Source organism: Selenomonas ruminantium subsp. ruminantium ATCC 12561, assembly GCF_000424065.1.
Classification (GTDB): Bacteria; Bacillota; Negativicutes; order Selenomonadales; family Selenomonadaceae; genus Selenomonas_A; species Selenomonas_A ruminantium.
This window is the reverse complement of record NZ_AUJE01000015.1, coordinates 12,477-31,321: the sequence shown is the minus strand read 5'-3', so window position 1 is coordinate 31,321 and position 18,845 is coordinate 12,477. Positions and strand designations below refer to the sequence as shown.

Genomic DNA, 18,845 nt, shown 5'->3' with positions numbered 1-18,845 from the left:
AAAAGCCAAAAACGTTCAAATTCAACCATAAATGTTAATTTTGGGGAAATTTTTAGGAGGTAGAGAGAATGTTTGGTATTGTTGTTGGTACGCACGGTATCTTCGCTGAAGAACTGGTTCGTTCTTGCGAAATGATCTGCGGTGAGCAGAAAAATGTAGCTGCGGTTACACTGGTTCCTGGTGAAGGACCGGATGATGTGGTGGCCAAGTATGAAGCGGCCATCAAGGATCTGGATTGTGAGGATGGCGTGCTCTTCCTGAATGACCTGTTCGGTGGCAGCCCCTACAATGCAGCTTGCCGTCTGGTGATTAGCAATGAGAAATATGGCATCGTGACCGGCGTGAACCTGCCCATGCTCATTGAGATGTGCAGCGCTCAGCTGGCTGATGATGGTTCGGATATCAAGGCTCTGATGGAGCGTGCTGTAGAAGCAGGCAAGAGTGGTTTGCAGACATTCCATGCCAGCCAGATTGCCGATGATGAGGAGGAGGATTTATAATGAATATCGTACTTGCAAGAATTGATGACCGTCTTATCCATGGTCAGGTAGCTACTGTTTGGTCCAAGGTTACGGGTTGCACCCGCATCATCGTCTGCGATGATGAAGTCGCAAAAGACACGATCCGTGCAACGCTCCTGAAGCAGGTTGCTCCGGCTGGCATCAAATCCCACGTTGTTGACCTCGAAAAGGCTGTTCGCGTATACAACAACCCGAAATACGAAAATGAAAAATGCCTGCTCCTGTTCACGAATCCGACCAGCGTGCTCTACATGGTAGAACATGGCGTGGATATCAAGAGTGTCAATATCGGCGGCATGAGCTTCCATGAAGGCAAGCATCAGATTACCGGTGCTGTTTCCGTAGACGACCAGGATATCGAATCCTTCAAGAAACTGAATGAAAAAGGCATTGAACTGGAAATCCGCAAAGTTGATACGGATAAGAAAGTTATGCTGATGGATGTCCTTAAATAATTGGCCGTATTTTTGCGACGGCGGGCTGGGGTGTATGACAGCTCGCCACCGCAGGATTTTCATAATGGAGGGAATATATAATGGGCACTATGCAAGTTTTGCTAATCTTTATCTTCGCCACGATTGCGGGTATGGGCTCCTGCCTCGATGAATTTCAGACGCATCGTCCCCTGATTGCGTGCACCGTTACTGGACTTATCTTAGGCGATATGACCACTGGTATTATCATTGGCGGTACTTTGGAAATGATGGCTCTGGGCTGGATGAACATCGGTGCAGCTATCGCTCCGGATGCTGCTCTTGCTTCCGTAATTTCCACGATTCTCGTTGTTGCCAGCCATCAGGATGTGGCAACGGGTATTGCTATCGCAATGCCGCTGGCAGCTGCTGGTCAGGTTCTGGCTATCATTTGTAAGACGATTTCCGTAGTATTCCAGCACAAAGCTGATGATTATGCTGAAGAAGGCAACCTCTTCGGTATTGACCTCTGTAACTATGGTGCACTCATTCTGCAGGGTCTGCGCGTTGGTATCCCCGCACTGCTCGTTGCTATGACGGTTGGTACGGGCGCTGTACAGGATATGCTCAATGCTATTCCGCCTGTTATTTCCGGTGGTTTGCAGGTTGCCGGCGGTTTCATCGTAGTTGTTGGTTATGCAATGGTTATCAACATGATGGGCGCACAGTATCTCATGCCGTTCTTCTTCCTCGGTTTCGTTGTAGCTGCTTTCACGGATTTCAACCTGGTTGCTCTGGGCGTTATCGGTCTCGTTTGCGCTGTGGTTTACATTCAGCTTAACCCGAAGTATCAGGAAGTTGCTGCTGCTCCGGCTGCTGCCGCTGCTGCAAGCTCCAGTGACCTTGATGACGAACTGGACTAATCTCGTGTTAATCAGCAACTAGAGGAGGATAATATAATGGAAAAGAAGATTACTTCTAGCGACTTTTTCTGGACTTTCGTCCGTTCTAATTTCCTGCAGGCTTCCTGGAACATGGAACGTATGCAGGGCCTGGGCTACTGCTTCGGCATGGTTCCCATTCTGCGCCGCCTTTATGAAGGTGAAGAACTCAAAAAGGCAATCAAACGTCATCTGGAATTCTATAACACGCAGCCGTTCGTAACTGCTCCGATTATCGGTATCACGGCCGCTCTCGAGGAAAAGAAGGCTAATGGTGCAGACATTCCCGACGGTGTTATCAACGGTATCAAAGTTGGTATGATGGGCCCTCTGGCTGGTGTCGGCGACCCGATTTTCTGGGGTACGCTCCGTCCGATTACCGCTGCTCTCGGTGCTTCCTTCGCACTGACCGGCAGCATCATCGGTCCTATCCTGTTCTTCGTTCTCTTTAACCTCATCCGTATTGGTGTTCGTTGGTACGGCATTAAGTACGGTTATGCAAAAGGTACGGACATCGTACAGGATATCGCTGGCAACAAGCTCCAGAAGATTACGGAAGGTGCTTCCATTCTCGGTCTGTTCGTCATGGGTGCGCTCGTTAACAAATGGACTTCGGTCAACATTCCGGTAGTCGTTTCGGAAATTACCAATGCCAAAGGCGAACATGTGGTAACGACGGTTCAGGGTATCCTCGACCAGCTTATGCCGGGTCTTGTACCTCTGCTCATGACCTTTGCCTGCATGGCTCTGCTGCGCCGCAAGGTCAACGCAATCTGGATTATCTTCGGTCTCTTTGCTCTCGGTATCGTTTGCTATGCTCTGGGCATCATGAGTGTGAAATAATTTCCTGAAATACGAAGCCTTCCCCGCTTGGGGAAGGCTTTAATATTTTCCGAACAAATTGCGTGTAAATACTTTACATTTACAGGATACTTGCGTAAAATAATAGGCAGGTATGCTATAGATTGATAGTGTTAGTTATGGATTTCTATATAGGAGAGATGTTTGCATGATTAAAAAAGCAATTGCCGTAATGACCTCTGGCGGCGACAGCCCGGGGATGAATGCGGCTGCCCGCGCCGTAGTCCGCACTGCCCTGCATGAAGGGGTGAAGGTCTATGGTATCTATGATGGTTACGCCGGTATGATTGATGACAATATCGTAGAACTCACCAGCCGCAGCGTGGCGGATATGATTCAGCGCGGCGGTACTTTCCTGGGAACGGCTCGCAGCATGGAGTTCAAAACGCCTGAAGGCCGTAAGAAGGGCTTTGACAATCTGGTGAAGCGGGGCATTGAGGGTCTGGTCATCATCGGCGGTGACGGTTCCCTGACTGGCGGCTCTCTCCTGTCCAAGGAAACGGGTATGCCTATCGTAGGTCTGCCGGGCACGATTGATAACGATGTATGGGGCATGGATTACACCATCGGCTGTGATACGGCTGCCAACACCATCGTGGATGCCATCAACAAGCTGCGCGATACGGCGTCAGCCCATCGCCGCATCATGCTCGTAGAAGTTATGGGCCGCAACTCCGGCTGGCTCGCGATGATGGCCGGTATTGCCGGTGGTGCAGAATACGTTCTCGTACCGGAAGTGAAATATGACCTCGATGAAATCTGCCATGAGCTCAAGGCCATGTATGATGCTGGTAAGCGTTACAGCATTATCGTAGTAGCAGAAGGTGCTGGTTCGGCTGTTGGTCTGGGCAAACTGGTTGAGGATAAGACGGGTATTGATACCCGTGTATCCGTACTCGGTCATATTCAGCGCGGTGGTTCCCCGACCATTGAGGACCGTATCAAGGCTTCGATGCTGGGCGAAAAGGCAGCACTGGCCATCATCTCCGGTGCGACCAATGTGGTCTTTGGCTTCAACGAAGGCAAGGTTGTCGGCGTAAATCTCTTTGACGCGGTAAACAACACTAAGACGCTGAATCCGGAATTGGTCAGACTCGCCCGCGTGCTGGCTTAAGCGGAAACATATACAGTAAAATAATAAAGCTCTATCGGTTTTCCGGTGGAGCTTTTTGACAAGAGGGGGGATACGCTTGCAGGTTAAATCAGCAGAATGGTATACGGCTGTTGCTTTGCGTGGGCTGTTCCCTCTCTTTTTGCTATTATTTTTATGGCTGGTGCCGGCCAGCGCTCTGGCCGCTGAACTGGAAGGTCAATGGTATTGGCAGGCCGAGGAAGGTGCAGAGTGGTACCCGTTTGATTTTCCCCATACGCCGCCATTGGATAGTCGTGAGGGCAAAGTCTGGCTGAAAACCACTTTGCCGGACGTTTTGCCTCGCGATGCCTCATTGCTCCTGCAGGTTCATGATCAGGCTTTTGAAATCTGGCTGGAGAACGAATGCATCTATAAGTATGGCGAACTGCGGCCGGCTTTTATGGCTTATGGACAGCGCTGGCATATCGTTGCATTGCCGGCTGAAAGTGCTGGCAGGGAATTGCGGATTCACGCCTATTCGCCGGCAGACCAAAGCCGGGGATATTTTGGCAAGATATGGCTGGACAGTGATGTAGACCAGGTGCTGCGTCTTTTTCGGCAGGATATACCGTATTTGATGAACATCCCCCTGACAGGATTTTTGTTGGTACTGATTTTGATCTATGCCGGCGGCCCTGCAGCGCCTAAACGGCTTTACAAATCCTTTATTGCCTTTATGACGGCATTTTTGGTCTGGCTGGTCTGTGCGGCCAATTCCAGGCAATATTTGCTCGATGCACCTGTTTTATGGCGGTTCCTTATGCAATTATCGGAATATTTATTGCCGCTTTTGGCCAATATCGTCATTTTTCAGGTGGTGGACAGGAAGGGCAAACGGCTGGTGCGCTGGACAGTATTGGCTTATGCGCTGCTGCTGATTGGGGTATTGGCTGCGGAACTGCTGGGCTTTAATGGCATGAGCAGGGGGCTGGCTGCATTTTATATCCTGCTGCCTGTGCTGGAACTGGTGGCGTTATATGCAATCATTCGTTCTGTGCGCTATGGCAATATGTACGCCAAGGCAGTGTCTGTGCCGCTGTTGTTTATGGCGGGTGCCGGCACGATTGACGGCATATCCATGTATCAGCACTGGTATGTGCTGGATGGCTATGTGCTGCCGTACACAACCTTATCCCTGTGCGTGTTTGCAGCCTTTATCGTGCGCCATCAGATAAAGCGGGAACGCATGCTGATGACCCGGGAGGAGGGGCTCAAGCAGGAAGTTACGCAGGCTATCGAAAAAGCGACAACGGATAATCTGACCAAATGCTACAATCGCAATAAGCTGGAAGTGGTGCTGGCAGCAGAAATCTTGCAGCATAAAAACGAGGAAGAACCCTTTTCCCTCATCATGATGGATATCGATTTTTTCAAACGGATTAACGATAACTATGGGCATGAGGTGGGGGATGTGGTACTGGCCGGTTTTGCGGAAACCGTCCGGAAAAATATCAAGAAAAAAGATGTATTTGTGCGTTGGGGCGGGGAGGAGTTTATCATTCTTTTCCATCATTGCACCGGAGATGAGGCCATGATGATTGCCGAACGGCTGCGTTCCAAGGTGGAAGATACGCCACTGCATGAGGGGAATATTCATATTACCAGCAGCCTGGGCGTGGCTTCCTGGCATGGAGCAGAAGATACCGAGGCACAACTGCTGAAACGGGTAGATGAGGCACTCTATATGGCTAAACGGACGGGGCGTAACCGGGTTTGCCGGGAACCGAAGACCAATATGCACTGGTTCAAGAACCTCTATAGTGATGATGAAACTGAATAAAGAGACGTAAGACCTTGCCTGATTAGCAGGAAAACATTACGATATTGCCTAATATATATAGTGAGCAGATTGGTGAGGTGAAGGAGGCATGGAGCTATGAAACGGATAGGTGTAATGGTGCTATGCCTTCTTTGTATGCTTATGGGGCTGCTGCCCTGTGAGGCTGCGGTTATTGGCGACGATTGGCAGTATCTCACTTCGGAAAGTCAGGGGAAATGGAAGTACTTTGATTTTGGCAGCTTTCAATCGCCTATCCCGGGGAAAAATCAGGAAGTCTGGCTGGAAGTATCCATGCAGCCTACAGAGCCATGGAAAAATACATTGCTTTTTTCGCTTGATGGACAGGCTGTAGAAGTTTTTGTCGATGGCAGCAAGATTTATGCCGATGGCAATTTTGGCCCACAATTTTTAGGGCATGGAAAAAAATGGCACATGGTGGAGCTGCCTTATGTGCCGCATGAGACCATGCTGCTCTTTCATTTGTATGCGGACTTCCCACATCAGTTGGGCGTGTTCAAAAATTTTGTGGTGGATACTCAGCAGGCTCAGGCAAGACGGGTTTTTGCGGTGGATTTTCCCTATGTTATTGCGCTCCCCGTGGCGGTGCTGCTGAGTATGGTTACACTGATGTATATGTTTAATCGGCCAAAACAGCGGTGCTTGAATGTTAAACTGCTGACGTTGTTGCTGCTGATGTCGCTATGGACAGTAAGCCTGTCCAATGTTAAGCAATTTTTGTGGGACGCACCGGTAATCTGGCGGTTTTTGGAAAATTTCATTTGTTATCTGTTACCGGTGGCGGCCAATTCCATTATCGTGGAAATTCTCGATGAAGATTTGCGTTTGTCGGTAAAACGTGTAGTGAAGGGTTATGCGGGATTGGCGGCACTGGCTTTGAGCCTGGAATTGGCAGGATTTGACGGGCTGCTGGTGTGCCGCCAGCTGCTCTATGCTGCGGTGCTTTGTTTGCAGGCTGTTGTCTTCCGTAATCTATGGGAAGCGATTAAGCGCGGGCGTGTATATGCAAGATTTGCCATGGTGCCGATGATTGTTATGGGCGTACTCGGGATAGCTGATGGTGTGCTTTTGTATCTGCATTTTTGGCGTTGGCATGTCTATTTGCTGCCTTTGGGCATTTATGCCTGCATCAGCTTTGTGGTCTGCATGGTGCGGGAGCAGGTTATCCGGGAACGGGAACTGGAGGCGCATGCAGAGGAACTGCTGGCAGAAATTGCTGCTACAATGGCCAAGGCGGAGATGGACGAGCTGACAGGCTGTCGCAACCGGGGGGCTTTTGAGGATTTTATCCGGCAGAAAATCGCGGCAGGCAAGGAATTTTCGCTCATCATGCTGGATATTGATTATTTTAAGAACGTCAATGACACGTATGGGCATGAGGCAGGAGACAGGGTGCTTTATCAGTTCGGTGAGCTGGTGCGTTCGCAGTTGACGGGAAAACAGGAATTTTTCCGCTGGGGCGGGGAAGAATTTGTGGTCTATTGTCCCGGCTTTAAGCGGGAGCAGGCGCGGGCGCTGGCTGAGCGCATCCGTCATCAGGTGGAAGTGCACCAATTTTTCCGGCATCAGCAGATTACAGTCAGTGCCGGAGTGGCGCAGTGGTATGATGGAAATGACAGTCAGGTGGGCATTTTCCGCCGTATGGACGATGCTCTGTATGCGGCAAAATGCAATGGGCGCAATCAGGTAGTTACCGAATAGGAAGAAGGAGGCAGAGCGGCTTGGCAAAAATCATATATGGACTGTTGCTCTGCCTGGGTCTGTGGCTGGCTGGAGCAGATGGCAGCACGGCGGAAGCTGCGCAATTTGAAACACAATGGCGTTATTATGAACTTACCCAGCCCCTGCCTGCCGGGCAGAGTGTACCGGAATTTGTACGGCAGCATGTCAGCGATTGGCCGATATGGGATAAGGAAAAGCGGCCTGTTTTTAGCCCGGGAATAGAACGGTTGTTGCTGGCAGTGCCGGTACAGGATTTGGACCCGCAAAAAAGAGTGCTACTCTTTATGACGGCGAAACAGGCAGTGCGCATGTGGCTGGGGGAGGAATTCTTCTTTGCCAAAGGGAATTTTCAGCCCCATCGTTTTGATGATGGTTCACAGCCGTATATGCTTTCGTTGCCGGAATTTTCCGGAGAGCAGCTGCTGGTGATGGAGCTTTATGCCAATTCACCAAGGGATTTAGGCTGGTTCAGCATGTTTTCCGTGGATACGGAGCAGGCGCAGATGGCACAGCTGTTTTTTTCGGATGTTCCTCTGGTACTGGCCTTTCCTGTGGCGGTGGCCATAATCTTCATCATGTTTCTTTATTACTACTTCAATCATCCGGGATGGAAACGGCTCTATGGCTATATCATTCTTTTTATGGTGATATTTGCATTTTGGATTGTCTGTGCCTCTAATGTGAAAAGCCTATTTTGGGACTGGCCTGTTTTTTGGTGGTATGGTTTGAGTGTGCTGGCTTATCTGCTGCCCATTGCAGCGAATCTGATTCTGGCCAGTCTTTTAGAGGATAAACCTTATGCCCGCATGAACTATGTATTGGCGGCAAATATCGGTCTGTTTGTGCTGGCGATGAGCGGGGAGCTTATAGGGCTGCATACCATGAATGGCCTTATGGGAGTGTTTTACATCTTGTTGCCCGTATGCGAGGGCTGGGCTATGTTCTGGTGTATAAAGGCGGCGCGGCAGGGAGATGTCCTGTGCCGGACGGTGCTTTTGCCTACGGCTGTTTTTACGCTGTTGGGCGTTTTTGATGGTATGGGCGGACGTTATCATCTTCTTCCCTGGCATGTATATCTGACGCCGTTGGGCGTTTATGCTTTTTTGTATTTTGTGATCATCATTTTGCGGGAACAGGTGCGCCATGAGAAAAATCTGCTGCGGCGGACTGTGGGGCTGGAGAAAGAAGTGGCTGCTGTTCAGCGCAAATCCGAGACCGATGCGCTTACGGGGTGCTGGAATCGCAACAAACTAAAAGAACTACTGGCAACCGCAGTGGCGGTGGCCCGCAAGACAGGAAAGCCTTTTGGCCTGCTGATGATGGACATTGATTTCTTTAAGAAAATCAACGATAGTTATGGACATGATACGGGGGATGCTGTTTTGCGCAGTTTTGCCACTGTCGTACGGCAGCTCTTGGACAATGAATCCGACTGCATTCGGTGGGGGGGAGAAGAATTCCTCGTGCTTACCAATATCCAAACTTTACCGGAATTGCAGGCACTGGCAGAAAAGATTCGTCTGCAGGTTGAGCAAAAACCTATGGCCGGACATAAGATAACCTGTAGTTTGGGGCTTACACTGTGGCAAACGGATTCCGATACCACAGCCGAGCTGTTTAAACGCGTAGATGAGGCACTTTATCAGGCTAAGAAAAGTGGTCGCAATAAAGTGGTTGTGGGGGAGTAACCAAAAATACCTGCTTACTGTTTTGAGCAATGTAAGCAGGTATTTTTATATTGTTTTTTTTTATAGCAATGAGCCGGGATATTTCAATGTAGCAAAGTAATCATCGATTGTTTGGGCGCGGCGGATGAGCTCGATATTGCCATCTTCGCGGAGCAGGAGTTCAGCACACCAGAGCTTGCCGTTGTAGTTGAAGCCCATGGAGCTGCCATGCGCTCCCGTGTCGTGGATAATCACGATATCGCCGACATTGATTTCCGGCAGCTTACGGTCGATAGCAAACTTGTCGTTATTCTCGCAGAGGGAGCCGGTTACGTCATATACATGGTCAAGCGGAGCATCTTCCTTGCCGGCGACCGTGATATGATGGTAAGCACCGTACAGGGCCGGGCGCATGAGGTTGGCCATGCAGGAATCCAGACCGATATAGTCTTTGTAGGTATGCTTTTCGTGCAGGACGGTGGAGACCAGCCAGCCCGCGGGGCCGGTCATGGCGCGGCCGCTTTCCGTCATAATGGCCGTATTGCCGAGCCCGTGAGGCACCATCATTTTGTCGTAAAGCTGATGTATGCCTTCGCCGATTTCCTGCAGGTTCAGCGGTTCTTCTTCCGGGCGATAGGGAATGCCAAAGCCGCCGCCGAGATTGACAAATTCAACTGTGATGTCCAGTTTTTCCTTGAGCTCAATGGCCAGTTCAAACATCAGGCGGGCCGTGAGCAGAAAGGCCTCGGTACGGCGCTCATTGGAAGCGACCATCGTGTGCAGGCCGAAGCGTTTGACGCCCTTTTCCTTGGCACGGCGGTAGCCTTCCAGCATCTGCTCGTGAGTCAGGCCGTATTTGGCTTCCGTGGGCTGGCCGATGATATCGTTGCCTTCCACTTCATCACCAGGATTATAGCGGAAACAGAGCACCTTGGGGAGTCCGGCATGCTTTTCCAAATAGTCGAGATGAGTGATATCGTCCAAATTGATGATGGCACCAAGCTCTACGGCTTTTTGGAATTCGTCGGCGGGCGTGTCGTTGGAAGTCAGCAGGATTTCTTCGCCCTTTAATCCTGCGGCTTCGGAAATCAACAGTTCGGCCAGACTGCTGCAGTCGGTACCGGCGCCTTCCTCGTGAAGAATCTGCACAATGCGGGGATTGGGCAGGGCTTTGACGGCAAACTGCTCGTGAAAGGCCGGTGCCCAGCTAAAAGCGGACTGCAAGGCGCGGATGTTTTCGCGAATGGCTTTTTCTTCGTATATATGGAAGGGGGTAGGGAATTTCTGGATGACTTCGTGTAGCTTGTCAGCGGACAAAGGGAAATATTTTTTACTCATCGCTTTCCTCCTTGTGATAGAGAGAATGATTATTAGCTGTAAATTTGTAACTTATTATAACAGGAGGGTATACTATTGTCAATTATTATATACACTCTGTTATAAGAAAATGTGGGCTTGATTAGCAGAATCCGGTCTGGTTATGCTATACTAGGACAATGGAGGTTTTTCGATGGATAAAGCAATACTTTTGGGAATACAGGAATATATACGCAACGATTATCTGACGCCGGTCATGCTGTTTGTCAGCGCTATCGGCAGTTTCGGTGCCGTATGGCTGTTTATGGCGATGCTGCTGGCCTTTCGGCGGAGCAGCCGGGGACAGGGAATTCTGTTGCTCATCTCGATACTGTTCTGTGGTGGTGTGGGGGAATGCATAAAGCATGTGGTCATGCGTCCCCGCCCTTTTTTGCAAATTCCCGACCTTATGTTGTTAGGACCTTTGCCCCGTTCGTTTTCCTTTCCTTCTGGGCATACAGTCTGTGCTTTTGCGCTGGCCTTTATCGTTTGGCGTCTGCATCGCGGCTGGGAGCGTGTTTTGGTCATGGCCTTGGCGGTCGTGATGGCCTTTTCCCGCCTTTATCTGGGCGCACATTACCCTACAGATGTGCTGGCTGGCGTGGTGGTCGCCTATTTGGGCAGTGCTTTTGTATGGCGTATGTGGAAGAAAATCGGTCAAGTGATTGGCGTTGGTTGAATGGGGCACAAAAGCGTGAGGAGAGATGAAGAATATGGCGCAGACAAAACCGCCTAAAAGTGCGTTGAAGCGGCTGGCGGAGTTGGAAGGTAAATGCCTGGACTTGGAAAATCAACTGGCTGTCGTGCAGGCTGAACGCAACAATTATAAGGAAAAGTACGAAGATATTTTGGTGGAAAATATTCGCCTGCAGGACAGCTTAAAAGAAATTCGAGAGCGTCTGCGCCGGCATGAGCCGATAGAGCCGCAGCCTGTGGAAGAAATTGCCGAAGAAGCAGAGGAAGAAGTCGAGGAAGTTCCCGTGGACTGCTTTGCTGACCTGCCCTTGAAGGTGGCGGTCATCGGGGGCACAGATGCCTGGCAGGCAAAAGTGGCGGAGCGCCATCCCGGCTTTAAGATTATTGGCAGCAGCAAGAATTTTGACCGGGATAAGCTTGCCGGTACGGATATCCTCGTCATCAATACCAATGCCGTATCCCATGCCTGTACGCAGAAGGCCAAGGGCGAAGTTGACAGGGGCACGGAGATACTCATTATCTCTAGTAACAATCTGGAGATTTTGGATAAAAAAATTCAGACATTGCTCATGTAAAAGATTTTGAAAAAAATCTCAATCATCTATTGATTTTCATTCTCAATAATGCTATATTATATACAGGCTTTCGTTAAAGCTCTCCTAAAATATAATACACAGCAAAGCACCCCTTCGTACTGCTCATGCGAAGGGGTGCTTTGTTTCTATTATCAATGTTCATGCGAGGGGGCACAGGTACTTACTTTGTGGCAGTCGCGCAAATGACTCACATGGGGACTTTTGCCTGTTTAGCTGCTTGCGCCGGTTACCACGGCGCGGCTTTCAGCGAGGTATTTAGTGGAGCAGCTTTGTGAGCCAGCCTGCGGCAGTGCGCTCATTGCCACAAAGCAAGCACCTGTGCCTATGGCTGTCAATTTGCTTTGAAGTATGACTGGGTTTGTGGTAACATTAGAAAATAGATTACGGAAAGAGGGGTTAATATGCGCAGGATTCTTACGTTTTTGAAGCTGTTCCGCTATGATTTGCTCGTGATGCTGGTGGCGCTTAAGCATCGGGATACGCCCCGGAATTTGAAGGGGCTGCTGATAGCGGCGATTATATATCTGATCAGTCCGATTGACCTTATACCCGATGCCATTCCCTTGGCGGGAGTTATTGATGATGCGGTGATTGTGCCGGCGGCGGTTATGGGGCTTACGAATATGCTGCCTTCACATGTGCGCTATCAGGCAGAAGCGCAGGCCGGGAAAATGCTGCGCTATATGCCGGCCATTCTGTTTACGGCAACGCTCTTTGTCATCTGTTGGCTGGGGCTGGTTATCTATGGTTTGTATCGGTTGATTTTTTGAGTAGGAGTAAGGAAAATTGCGTTTATATATTGCCGAAAAACCCAGCATGGGGCGGGAAATTGCCAAATGCTTAAAGGGGCCTGTGCGCCGCTGCGACGGTTATCTCGAAACCGGGGAAGGGGTCGTGACCTGGCTCTTTGGCCATATCCTGCGCCAGGCAGAACCGGATGAATACGACCCGAAGTATAAAAGATGGCGGGCCGAAGACCTGCCGATTATCCCGCAGGAGTGGAAGCTTTTTGTCGATAAATCCTGCGAAAAGCAGTTTGCTATCGTCAAGGGACTCATTGAGCGCTGTGATGAAATCGTCCATGGCGGCGACCCTGACCGTGAAGGGCAGCTGTTGGTGGATGAGGTGCTCGACTATCTAGGTAATAAAAAGCCGGTCAAGCGAATTTTGTTGAACGCCTTAGATGAAGCGAGCATCAAGAAGGCCAATGCCAATCTGCGGGAGAACAGCGAGTTCTTTAATCTCAAGCAGTCGGCACTAGCGCGGGCGCGGGCAGACTGGCTTATCGGCATGAACCTTTCGCGGGCCTATACGCTGGCGGCAAGGCGGGCGGGGCATGATAAACTGGTGCTGCCCATTGGCCGGGTCAAGACGCCGACGCTTTCTTTGGTCGTACGCCGGGAACGGGAGATTGAAAATTTTAAGCCCGTCGATTACTATACAATCAAGGCCGAGTTTGCCCATGAAAATGGCCGTTTCACGGCGCAGTGGAAGCCTAAGGATACCATGGCGGGGCTGGACAGCGAAAACCGCCTGATTGATAAGAAAATCGCCGAGGCGAAGCTCGCAGAATTTCAGCAGGAGCCGCGCGAAGGCGTAATCTCGGCTTACCAAAAGACGAAAAAGCAGGAGCCGCAGCCCCTGCCCTTTTCCCTGTCCTCCTTGCAGGTTTTGGCGGGCAAGATGTTTGGCTATGCGCCGCAGGTCGTACTCGATACGGCGCAAAAGCTCTACGAGAAAAAACTCACCACCTATCCGCGTTCCGACTGTGAGTATCTGCCAACCAATCAGTTTGGCGATGCTGTGAAAATCATCACCAATCTGGCACAGGCCGGAGACGAACGGCTGGCGGGCTGGACGAACGGCGTAGATACGAAAAGCAAAAGCCGGGCCTGGAATGACAAGAAGATTTCGGCCCATCATGCCATCATTCCCACTACGGTCAAGGCGAACATGCAGACTATGACCACCGAGGAGCGTAATCTCTACTTCCTGATTGCCCGTGGCTATATGGCGCAGTTCTATCCGGTGCACCTTTACGACCAGACCAAGGTGGAGGTTACGTATAAGGAGGAACTGTTCACGGCCAGTGGCCGCACGGAGCGAGATTTGGGCTGGAAAATCATGTACCAATCCGCGAAGAAAAAGGCGGCTGACGAGGACAGCGATAACGAAAACGACAGTGAGGAAAGCGACGGCACCCTGCCCGTGATGAAGAAAAAGGATAATGTCACCTATGAAAAGGGCGATATTATTCAGCGGGCCACCAAACCGCCGGTGCGCTTTACCGAGTCCACGCTGCTTGCGGGCATGAAGGAAATCCATAAGTATGTGAAGAATCCCGAAGCCAAAAAGCAGTTAAAGGACGTCTACGGCATCGGTACCGAAGCTACGCGCGCGACCATTATCGAGGATTTGGTCAAGCGCAAGTTCATGCAGAAACAGGGCAAGAAAAAATACCTTGTGCCCACGCCGGCGGCCTATCTTCTGGTTGATGCCCTGCCTGACGAAATGACCTATCCCGATTCTACGGCCATCTGGGAGGATAAGCTTCATTCCATGTCCGAAGGGGACGGCACCTTAGCCGAATTTTTGACCGGTCAGATTGAATTTACCAAAAAACTCTGCGCTAAGGCGGGCAATGCCCAGATGGAAGTCACGGGGGATAATGTCTGCCCGCGCTGCCATAGCGGCGTGTTGACCCAGCGCAAAGGCAAGAACGGCCTGTTCTGGGGGTGTTCAAACTACCCGAAATGCCGTATGACCTGCAACGACAAAGATGGTCAGCCGGACTTGGAGGATGCCAAGGCCAGAATGGCACGCAGTTTCCGCAGTACGGCCCCCGCGGCAGTATCGGCCAGCCAGCTGGCACGGCAAAGCGGCGGGGCAGTGCGGACGGAGCCAAGACCTGATCCAACGATGGCGTATGCTCAAACAGGCGCAGGCCCGAGTGCACAGGATATGGCGGATTTGAATTCCCTGTTCGCGGCAGTTGATTACGAGGCGCAGATGGCGGCGGATATGGCCAGCTACGAGGCCAGCCGTCCTGCCCCGCGCCAGTGGCAGAACTGGGGCGATAAGCCAAAGTATTCGGCAAGCCCGCTCGAAAAAGCCGCCAAGGAAAACAAGGCGGCTGATGATAAATACTTATGTCCGAAATGCCGGGAAGGGCATTTGCGGCTGATTCGCGGAAAGAACGGGGCATTCTGGGGATGCACGAATTATCCGCGGTGTACGGCGACGTTCGATGATAGCAAAGGAATGCCGCTGCTGGATTCATAAATGGAAAATAAAAAACTCTGTTGACATGAAAACGTCAACAGAGTTTTTATAAATTGCAGTTTATCGATGTTATTGCGAGATTGAACTTATTTGTTACAGCTCAGTTTAGGCGTAGGTGGTGATGTCCGTACAAACCGTCATTTTCGTAGTGATAAGCAACAAGTACATCGATGTTCTTGTGACGGGAGCAACGAGTTCGTGGCAATAGGCTAATCCGCAACTTGGGGTGAACGGGGAGTGCTTTTTCTGTTAGGAGCGACTGCCTGAACGTAGTGAAGGCCGGCCCCTGTAGGAAGCCGCTAAGCAAATACGCTGAAAGCAGCGCCGTTGGCCTGCCCGGCGCGGGTAACTGGACAGCTATTTTTTCCGAGGGGGTCGTTTAGCGGGAAACAGAAAAAGTACTCCCCGTTTGCCCCTGACAACGCATGAACTGGATACCTTTATCACGAACTTGCCGACAAACTGCAATTTGTCAAAAGAAGATTTCACATTCAAATAGGCGGTTCCAGGGATGGGTAATCTGTAATTTTTCCAAGGAAAGCCCTGCGGGCAGGCTGATGTTTTGCTGGGCAAAATCTTTTAAGAGAATCGTGCCCTGTGTTGCGGCAAAGCTGCGGGCGCCGTCCAGATTGCCGGTTGCTTGATTGTAGCCGGGCTGGCTCCATACGGCGCTGCCAAGGCTCTGGCGGACATTGGCCTGATAGCCCCAGTCCTCCAAATAACGGGCCAGCATCAGTTCTTCCTGTGCCGGTCTGTCCATCCATTTGGCGAGCAGGCCGGTGCCGAGCAGGAAGCCGGTGGTATTGGTTGCGGTGTTCCAGCCGCCGTAGGCCAGCAGCTTGAATTGCAAATCGGCCTTGTGCAGCTCATTCATCAAGGCGTTGTCCGCACCGTTGCCATAGGCGATATCCGCTACGGCTGTGGGATAGCCTTTATCTACAAAATCCTTGACCATATGGACAAAGGGCATAGTGCCTTTGCGGGGGACAATGGTGTTGTCCGGGTTATTGGCACTGCCGGTTTTGCCATCCGGATTCGTGTTGATGGCCATGATCAGTTCTGCGCGTTCTGGTACAGGAACCTGCATACCGCCGGCGGCGATAATGGTGTTGTCCATGTCGTCGCCGATTTTTTCGTTGCAATAAGCGGGAATGGTGTCGCGCCCCTTGCCGGTGTTGTAGGCGGTATAGACAAAGGGAATATCCCGCTTATCATCGAGGATAGCCCGGCAGAGCATGACCATGCCGAGTTCATCGGCGCCGGACGTTATCTGCACCTTCGTTTTGCCAATGTTTTTGCTGTACTCCTGCAGATGGCGGATTTCGTAATGGGTTTGGGAATAAAAAGCACCGTCATCGCCGCCTAAAAACAGGAAGGATAAATTATTTGCTTGGGTGAGGTCCAGCAGGTCCTTATTGGCGTTGAAGTTGAGGTTGTGGCGGTGTGTCCAGTCCTCCATTACCGCCGGGGCGATTTCCTGTTCGAGTTTTTGCATTTCCCGCTGTTCTTTTTTGGAAGCCTTGCCCATCTCGGTTTTATCGCGGAGTGCACTGTAGTCGCGGATTTTTACTGCGTTCTGCTGATAAATTGCCGGCTCCATGCCTGCACCAGAATGGTTGGCGGTTAAAAGCGTCCGTAAAATGGTGCCAAAGCCATAAACGGGCAGGCGGGGAAAATCTTCATGGAGTTTTTGGAAACGGCTCACGCGGTCGTTGATTTGCTCCTGCGTTAATTCATGGTTGCGGGAAGCGACAAGGCTGCCATAGAGCATGGCGTCGGTAGAAACAACCGCGGCCTTTGCTCCGGGAGCATTTTCCCGCAGCCACTGCCAAAGTCCGTCCGGGTCGCCGTGCTGTTCACGGCTGCCGAGCAAGGTTTCGGGCGGAACGACGATGTTATAGCCGGCTTTTTCGGCCACTTCACGGGTTTCCTTGTCCGTAATGGGGCGGTTGTCGAGTGGGATAAAGATGATTTTCTTGCCATGCGTTGCCGGGGTGGCTGCTGCGGTGCTGAAATTACTGGGCAGCAGGCTCAGGCAGAGAGCGATGGAAAGCAGCGTAAGTATTTTTTTCAATTCGATAGACCTCCTTTGTTGCATATATAAAATACCATATTTTTATTCGTGGTGAAAGGTGGAGATTCCTGCTTTTTGTACGTTGTGGCTGGGGAAGGGGGCATATTTTGCGGGTGGCACTAAATGTCTGGCATGAACAAAATATGCCCCCTACCCCAAGTCAATGCTAGCTAATTTTAATACGATGTTTTGTGCGCAAGCTAGTCTTTTATGGTATAATGCTGTCAGAATCTATGGAGCGTGTTAGAAGTGCTTTGGGACATGAAAGCACATTTTCAATAAAGTAGTCGCTGAACGCGACAAAAAAACAAGCAACGGCCGCTAAAGAGGCAGGAGCGGGGACACGATTGGGGAGCGGAACGACTGCTCCGCTGGCTGGCAAACGTAAAAAACTGGACAGAGCGATGTCAATGCGCCGTGGTGACCGGCGCGTGTAACTAGATTCATGTAATAATCATGCCAGCCATTTAGTGCAGCTCCCCAATCGTGTCCCCGCTCTGAGCAAGCATTAGCAATCACCACGAACAAGAGAAAGGTAATCAAAAAATGAGCAATTTTATAGACTTTGGCATCAGCGAAGCGTTAGCCGCTGTTTTAACGAAACAGAATATCGAATCCCCCATGCAGGTACAGGACGCGGTCATTCCCAAAGTAATGGGCGGCGGCAATCTGGTGGCGCAGGCCCCCACTGGTACGGGTAAAACGCTGGCCTACCTGCTGCCGGTTTTGCAGAAAATCGATGCGGAATCCCGCGATGTACAGGCCGTTATTCTGGCGCCAACCTATGAGCTGGCCATGCAGATTGTAAGTGTGGCTCGCGACCTCGCGCAGGGGGCAAACCTCGGCATCAAGGTGCAGGGGCTTATCGGCGGGGCCAATATTGCCCGTCAGATGGATAAGCTGAAAGATAAGCCACAGCTGATTGTGGGGTCTGCCGGGCGGATTATCGAGCTGGCGCAAAAGAATAAATTGAAGCTGCACAAGGTTAAAATGCTGGTGCTCGACGAATTTGACCGGCTGTTTGATGATCAGAATATGACCAATACGGCGGATGTCGTGCGCCTGTTGCCCGAAGACCGGCAGGTGGTGATGGTTTCGGCTACGGCACCGAAAAAAGCCTTGGAAAGGGCGGATTTCCTGCAGCATCCGGAAGTGGTCAAGGTTGAGGCTGACCCCGCGGTGCAGGCTTTGCGGGAAGACCTTTACCGCATGACGCCATTCCGCAGCAAGGTGGAAACGGTGCGCCATCTGGCCCGCCGTCTGGCGGTGAAGCGCGGTCTGGTCTTTATCAATAAGGTCTTTGATGCCGAGCGTATTTTGGCGCAGCTGCGTTATGAAGGCTTCATGGTGGGGACGCTTTTGGGGCACAACAACAAACAGGCCCGTCAGAAGGCTATTGCCGATTTTAAGGCCGGGCGCATTAAGCTCCTGCTGTCCACGGATTTAGCGGCTCGCGGCCTCGATATTCCGGATGTGGACTATGTATTCAACCTCGACCTGCCGGAAAGCAGTGAAATTTATCTGCATCGGGCAGGGCGTACGGCCCGTGCCGGTGCCAAGGGAACGGTTATCACTTTGGCTGACAACAAGGAAGCTTACAAGCTGGAACAGCTTGAAAAGAAACTGGGCATAGCGTTTAAGCCCGTAAAGGGCGGCGACAAGCCTGCACCGTCGAAAAAGAAACCTTCGGTAAAACAGGGCACCGGAAGCGGGCAAAAAAAGACGGCAAATAAAAGCAAGAAACACACTAACCGGCAGGGAAAACGCAAGGCAACGGCGAAGTAGA

General features: G+C 51.1%; 15 protein-coding genes. 13 read left to right on the top strand and 2 right to left on the bottom strand.

Annotation, left to right across the window (positions count from 1 at the left end; genetic code table 11):
- Positions 1 to 68 precede the first annotated feature (68 nt).
- The 8 genes from G598_RS0107120 (at position 69) to G598_RS0107085 (ending at position 9,076) form a co-directional block, all read left to right on the top strand.
- Positions 69 to 500 (top strand): PTS sugar transporter subunit IIA, encoded by a 432-nt coding sequence (locus G598_RS0107120; RefSeq protein ID WP_026766377.1) that lies wholly within the window; start codon positions 69 to 71, stop codon positions 498 to 500.
- On the top strand, positions 500 to 976 hold the full coding sequence (locus G598_RS0107115; RefSeq protein ID WP_026766376.1) for a mannose/fructose/sorbose PTS transporter subunit IIB: 477 nt from the start codon (positions 500 to 502) through the stop codon (positions 974 to 976). The genes G598_RS0107120 and G598_RS0107115 overlap by 1 nt, the downstream gene beginning before the upstream one ends.
- A gap of 80 nt (positions 977 to 1,056) precedes the next feature.
- Positions 1,057 to 1,857, top strand: a complete 801-nt coding sequence (locus tag G598_RS0107110; RefSeq protein WP_026766375.1) for a PTS mannose/fructose/sorbose transporter subunit IIC — start codon at positions 1,057 to 1,059, stop codon at positions 1,855 to 1,857.
- Positions 1,858 to 1,893: 36 nt separating this feature from the next.
- Positions 1,894 to 2,718: a PTS mannose transporter subunit IID gene (gene manZ / locus G598_RS0107105; protein ID WP_026766374.1), complete on the top strand. Its 825-nt coding sequence runs from the start codon at positions 1,894 to 1,896 to the stop codon at positions 2,716 to 2,718.
- A 166-nt stretch (positions 2,719 to 2,884) separates the two neighbouring features.
- The gene (gene pfkA, locus G598_RS0107100) at positions 2,885 to 3,850 is read left to right on the top strand and encodes a 6-phosphofructokinase (protein ID WP_026766373.1); all 966 of its coding nucleotides are present in this window, start codon (positions 2,885 to 2,887) and stop codon (positions 3,848 to 3,850) included.
- 76 nt (positions 3,851 to 3,926) lie between these two features.
- Positions 3,927 to 5,648, top strand: a complete 1,722-nt coding sequence (locus tag G598_RS0107095) for a GGDEF domain-containing protein (RefSeq protein ID WP_026766372.1) — start codon at positions 3,927 to 3,929, stop codon at positions 5,646 to 5,648.
- Positions 5,649 to 5,744: 96 nt separating this feature from the next.
- A complete protein-coding gene (locus G598_RS0107090) occupies positions 5,745 to 7,367 on the top strand; it encodes a GGDEF domain-containing protein (protein WP_026766371.1) in 1,623 nt (540 codons plus the stop codon).
- A gap of 20 nt (positions 7,368 to 7,387) precedes the next feature.
- Positions 7,388 to 9,076, top strand: coding sequence for a GGDEF domain-containing protein (locus tag G598_RS0107085; RefSeq protein WP_026766370.1), 1,689 nt, complete (start codon positions 7,388 to 7,390; stop codon positions 9,074 to 9,076).
- Positions 9,077 to 9,136: 60 nt separating this feature from the next.
- Here the strand turns inward: G598_RS0107085 and G598_RS0107080 are convergent, their stop codons facing one another.
- Positions 9,137 to 10,393, bottom strand: coding sequence for a diaminopimelate decarboxylase family protein (locus tag G598_RS0107080; protein WP_026766369.1), 1,257 nt, complete (start codon positions 10,391 to 10,393; stop codon positions 9,137 to 9,139).
- A 172-nt stretch (positions 10,394 to 10,565) separates the two neighbouring features.
- On the opposite strand from G598_RS0107080, the gene G598_RS17285 reads away from it, so the two are divergent.
- The 4 genes from G598_RS17285 (at position 10,566) to G598_RS0107060 (ending at position 14,985) form a co-directional block, all read left to right on the top strand.
- Entirely contained in the window at positions 10,566 to 11,090 is a 525-nt protein-coding gene (locus G598_RS17285; RefSeq protein ID WP_051180042.1) for a phosphatase PAP2 family protein, read from the top strand.
- Positions 11,091 to 11,124: 34 nt separating this feature from the next.
- The gene (locus G598_RS0107070) at positions 11,125 to 11,682 is read left to right on the top strand and encodes a hypothetical protein (RefSeq protein ID WP_026766368.1); all 558 of its coding nucleotides are present in this window, start codon (positions 11,125 to 11,127) and stop codon (positions 11,680 to 11,682) included.
- A gap of 422 nt (positions 11,683 to 12,104) precedes the next feature.
- On the top strand, positions 12,105 to 12,473 hold the full coding sequence (locus G598_RS0107065) for a YkvA family protein (protein ID WP_026766367.1): 369 nt from the start codon (positions 12,105 to 12,107) through the stop codon (positions 12,471 to 12,473).
- Between the two features lie 16 nt (positions 12,474 to 12,489).
- Positions 12,490 to 14,985: a DNA topoisomerase III gene (locus G598_RS0107060; protein ID WP_026766366.1), complete on the top strand. Its 2,496-nt coding sequence runs from the start codon at positions 12,490 to 12,492 to the stop codon at positions 14,983 to 14,985.
- Between the two features lie 472 nt (positions 14,986 to 15,457).
- Here the strand turns inward: G598_RS0107060 and G598_RS0107055 are convergent, their stop codons facing one another.
- Positions 15,458 to 17,059, bottom strand: coding sequence for a DUF4127 family protein (locus G598_RS0107055; RefSeq protein ID WP_026766365.1), 1,602 nt, complete (start codon positions 17,057 to 17,059; stop codon positions 15,458 to 15,460).
- A gap of 546 nt (positions 17,060 to 17,605) precedes the next feature.
- Here G598_RS0107055 and G598_RS0107050 point away from each other — a divergent pair.
- Positions 17,606 to 18,844 (top strand): DEAD/DEAH box helicase, encoded by a 1,239-nt coding sequence (locus G598_RS0107050; RefSeq protein WP_026766364.1) that lies wholly within the window; start codon positions 17,606 to 17,608, stop codon positions 18,842 to 18,844.
- Position 18,845: the final 1 nt, after the last annotated feature.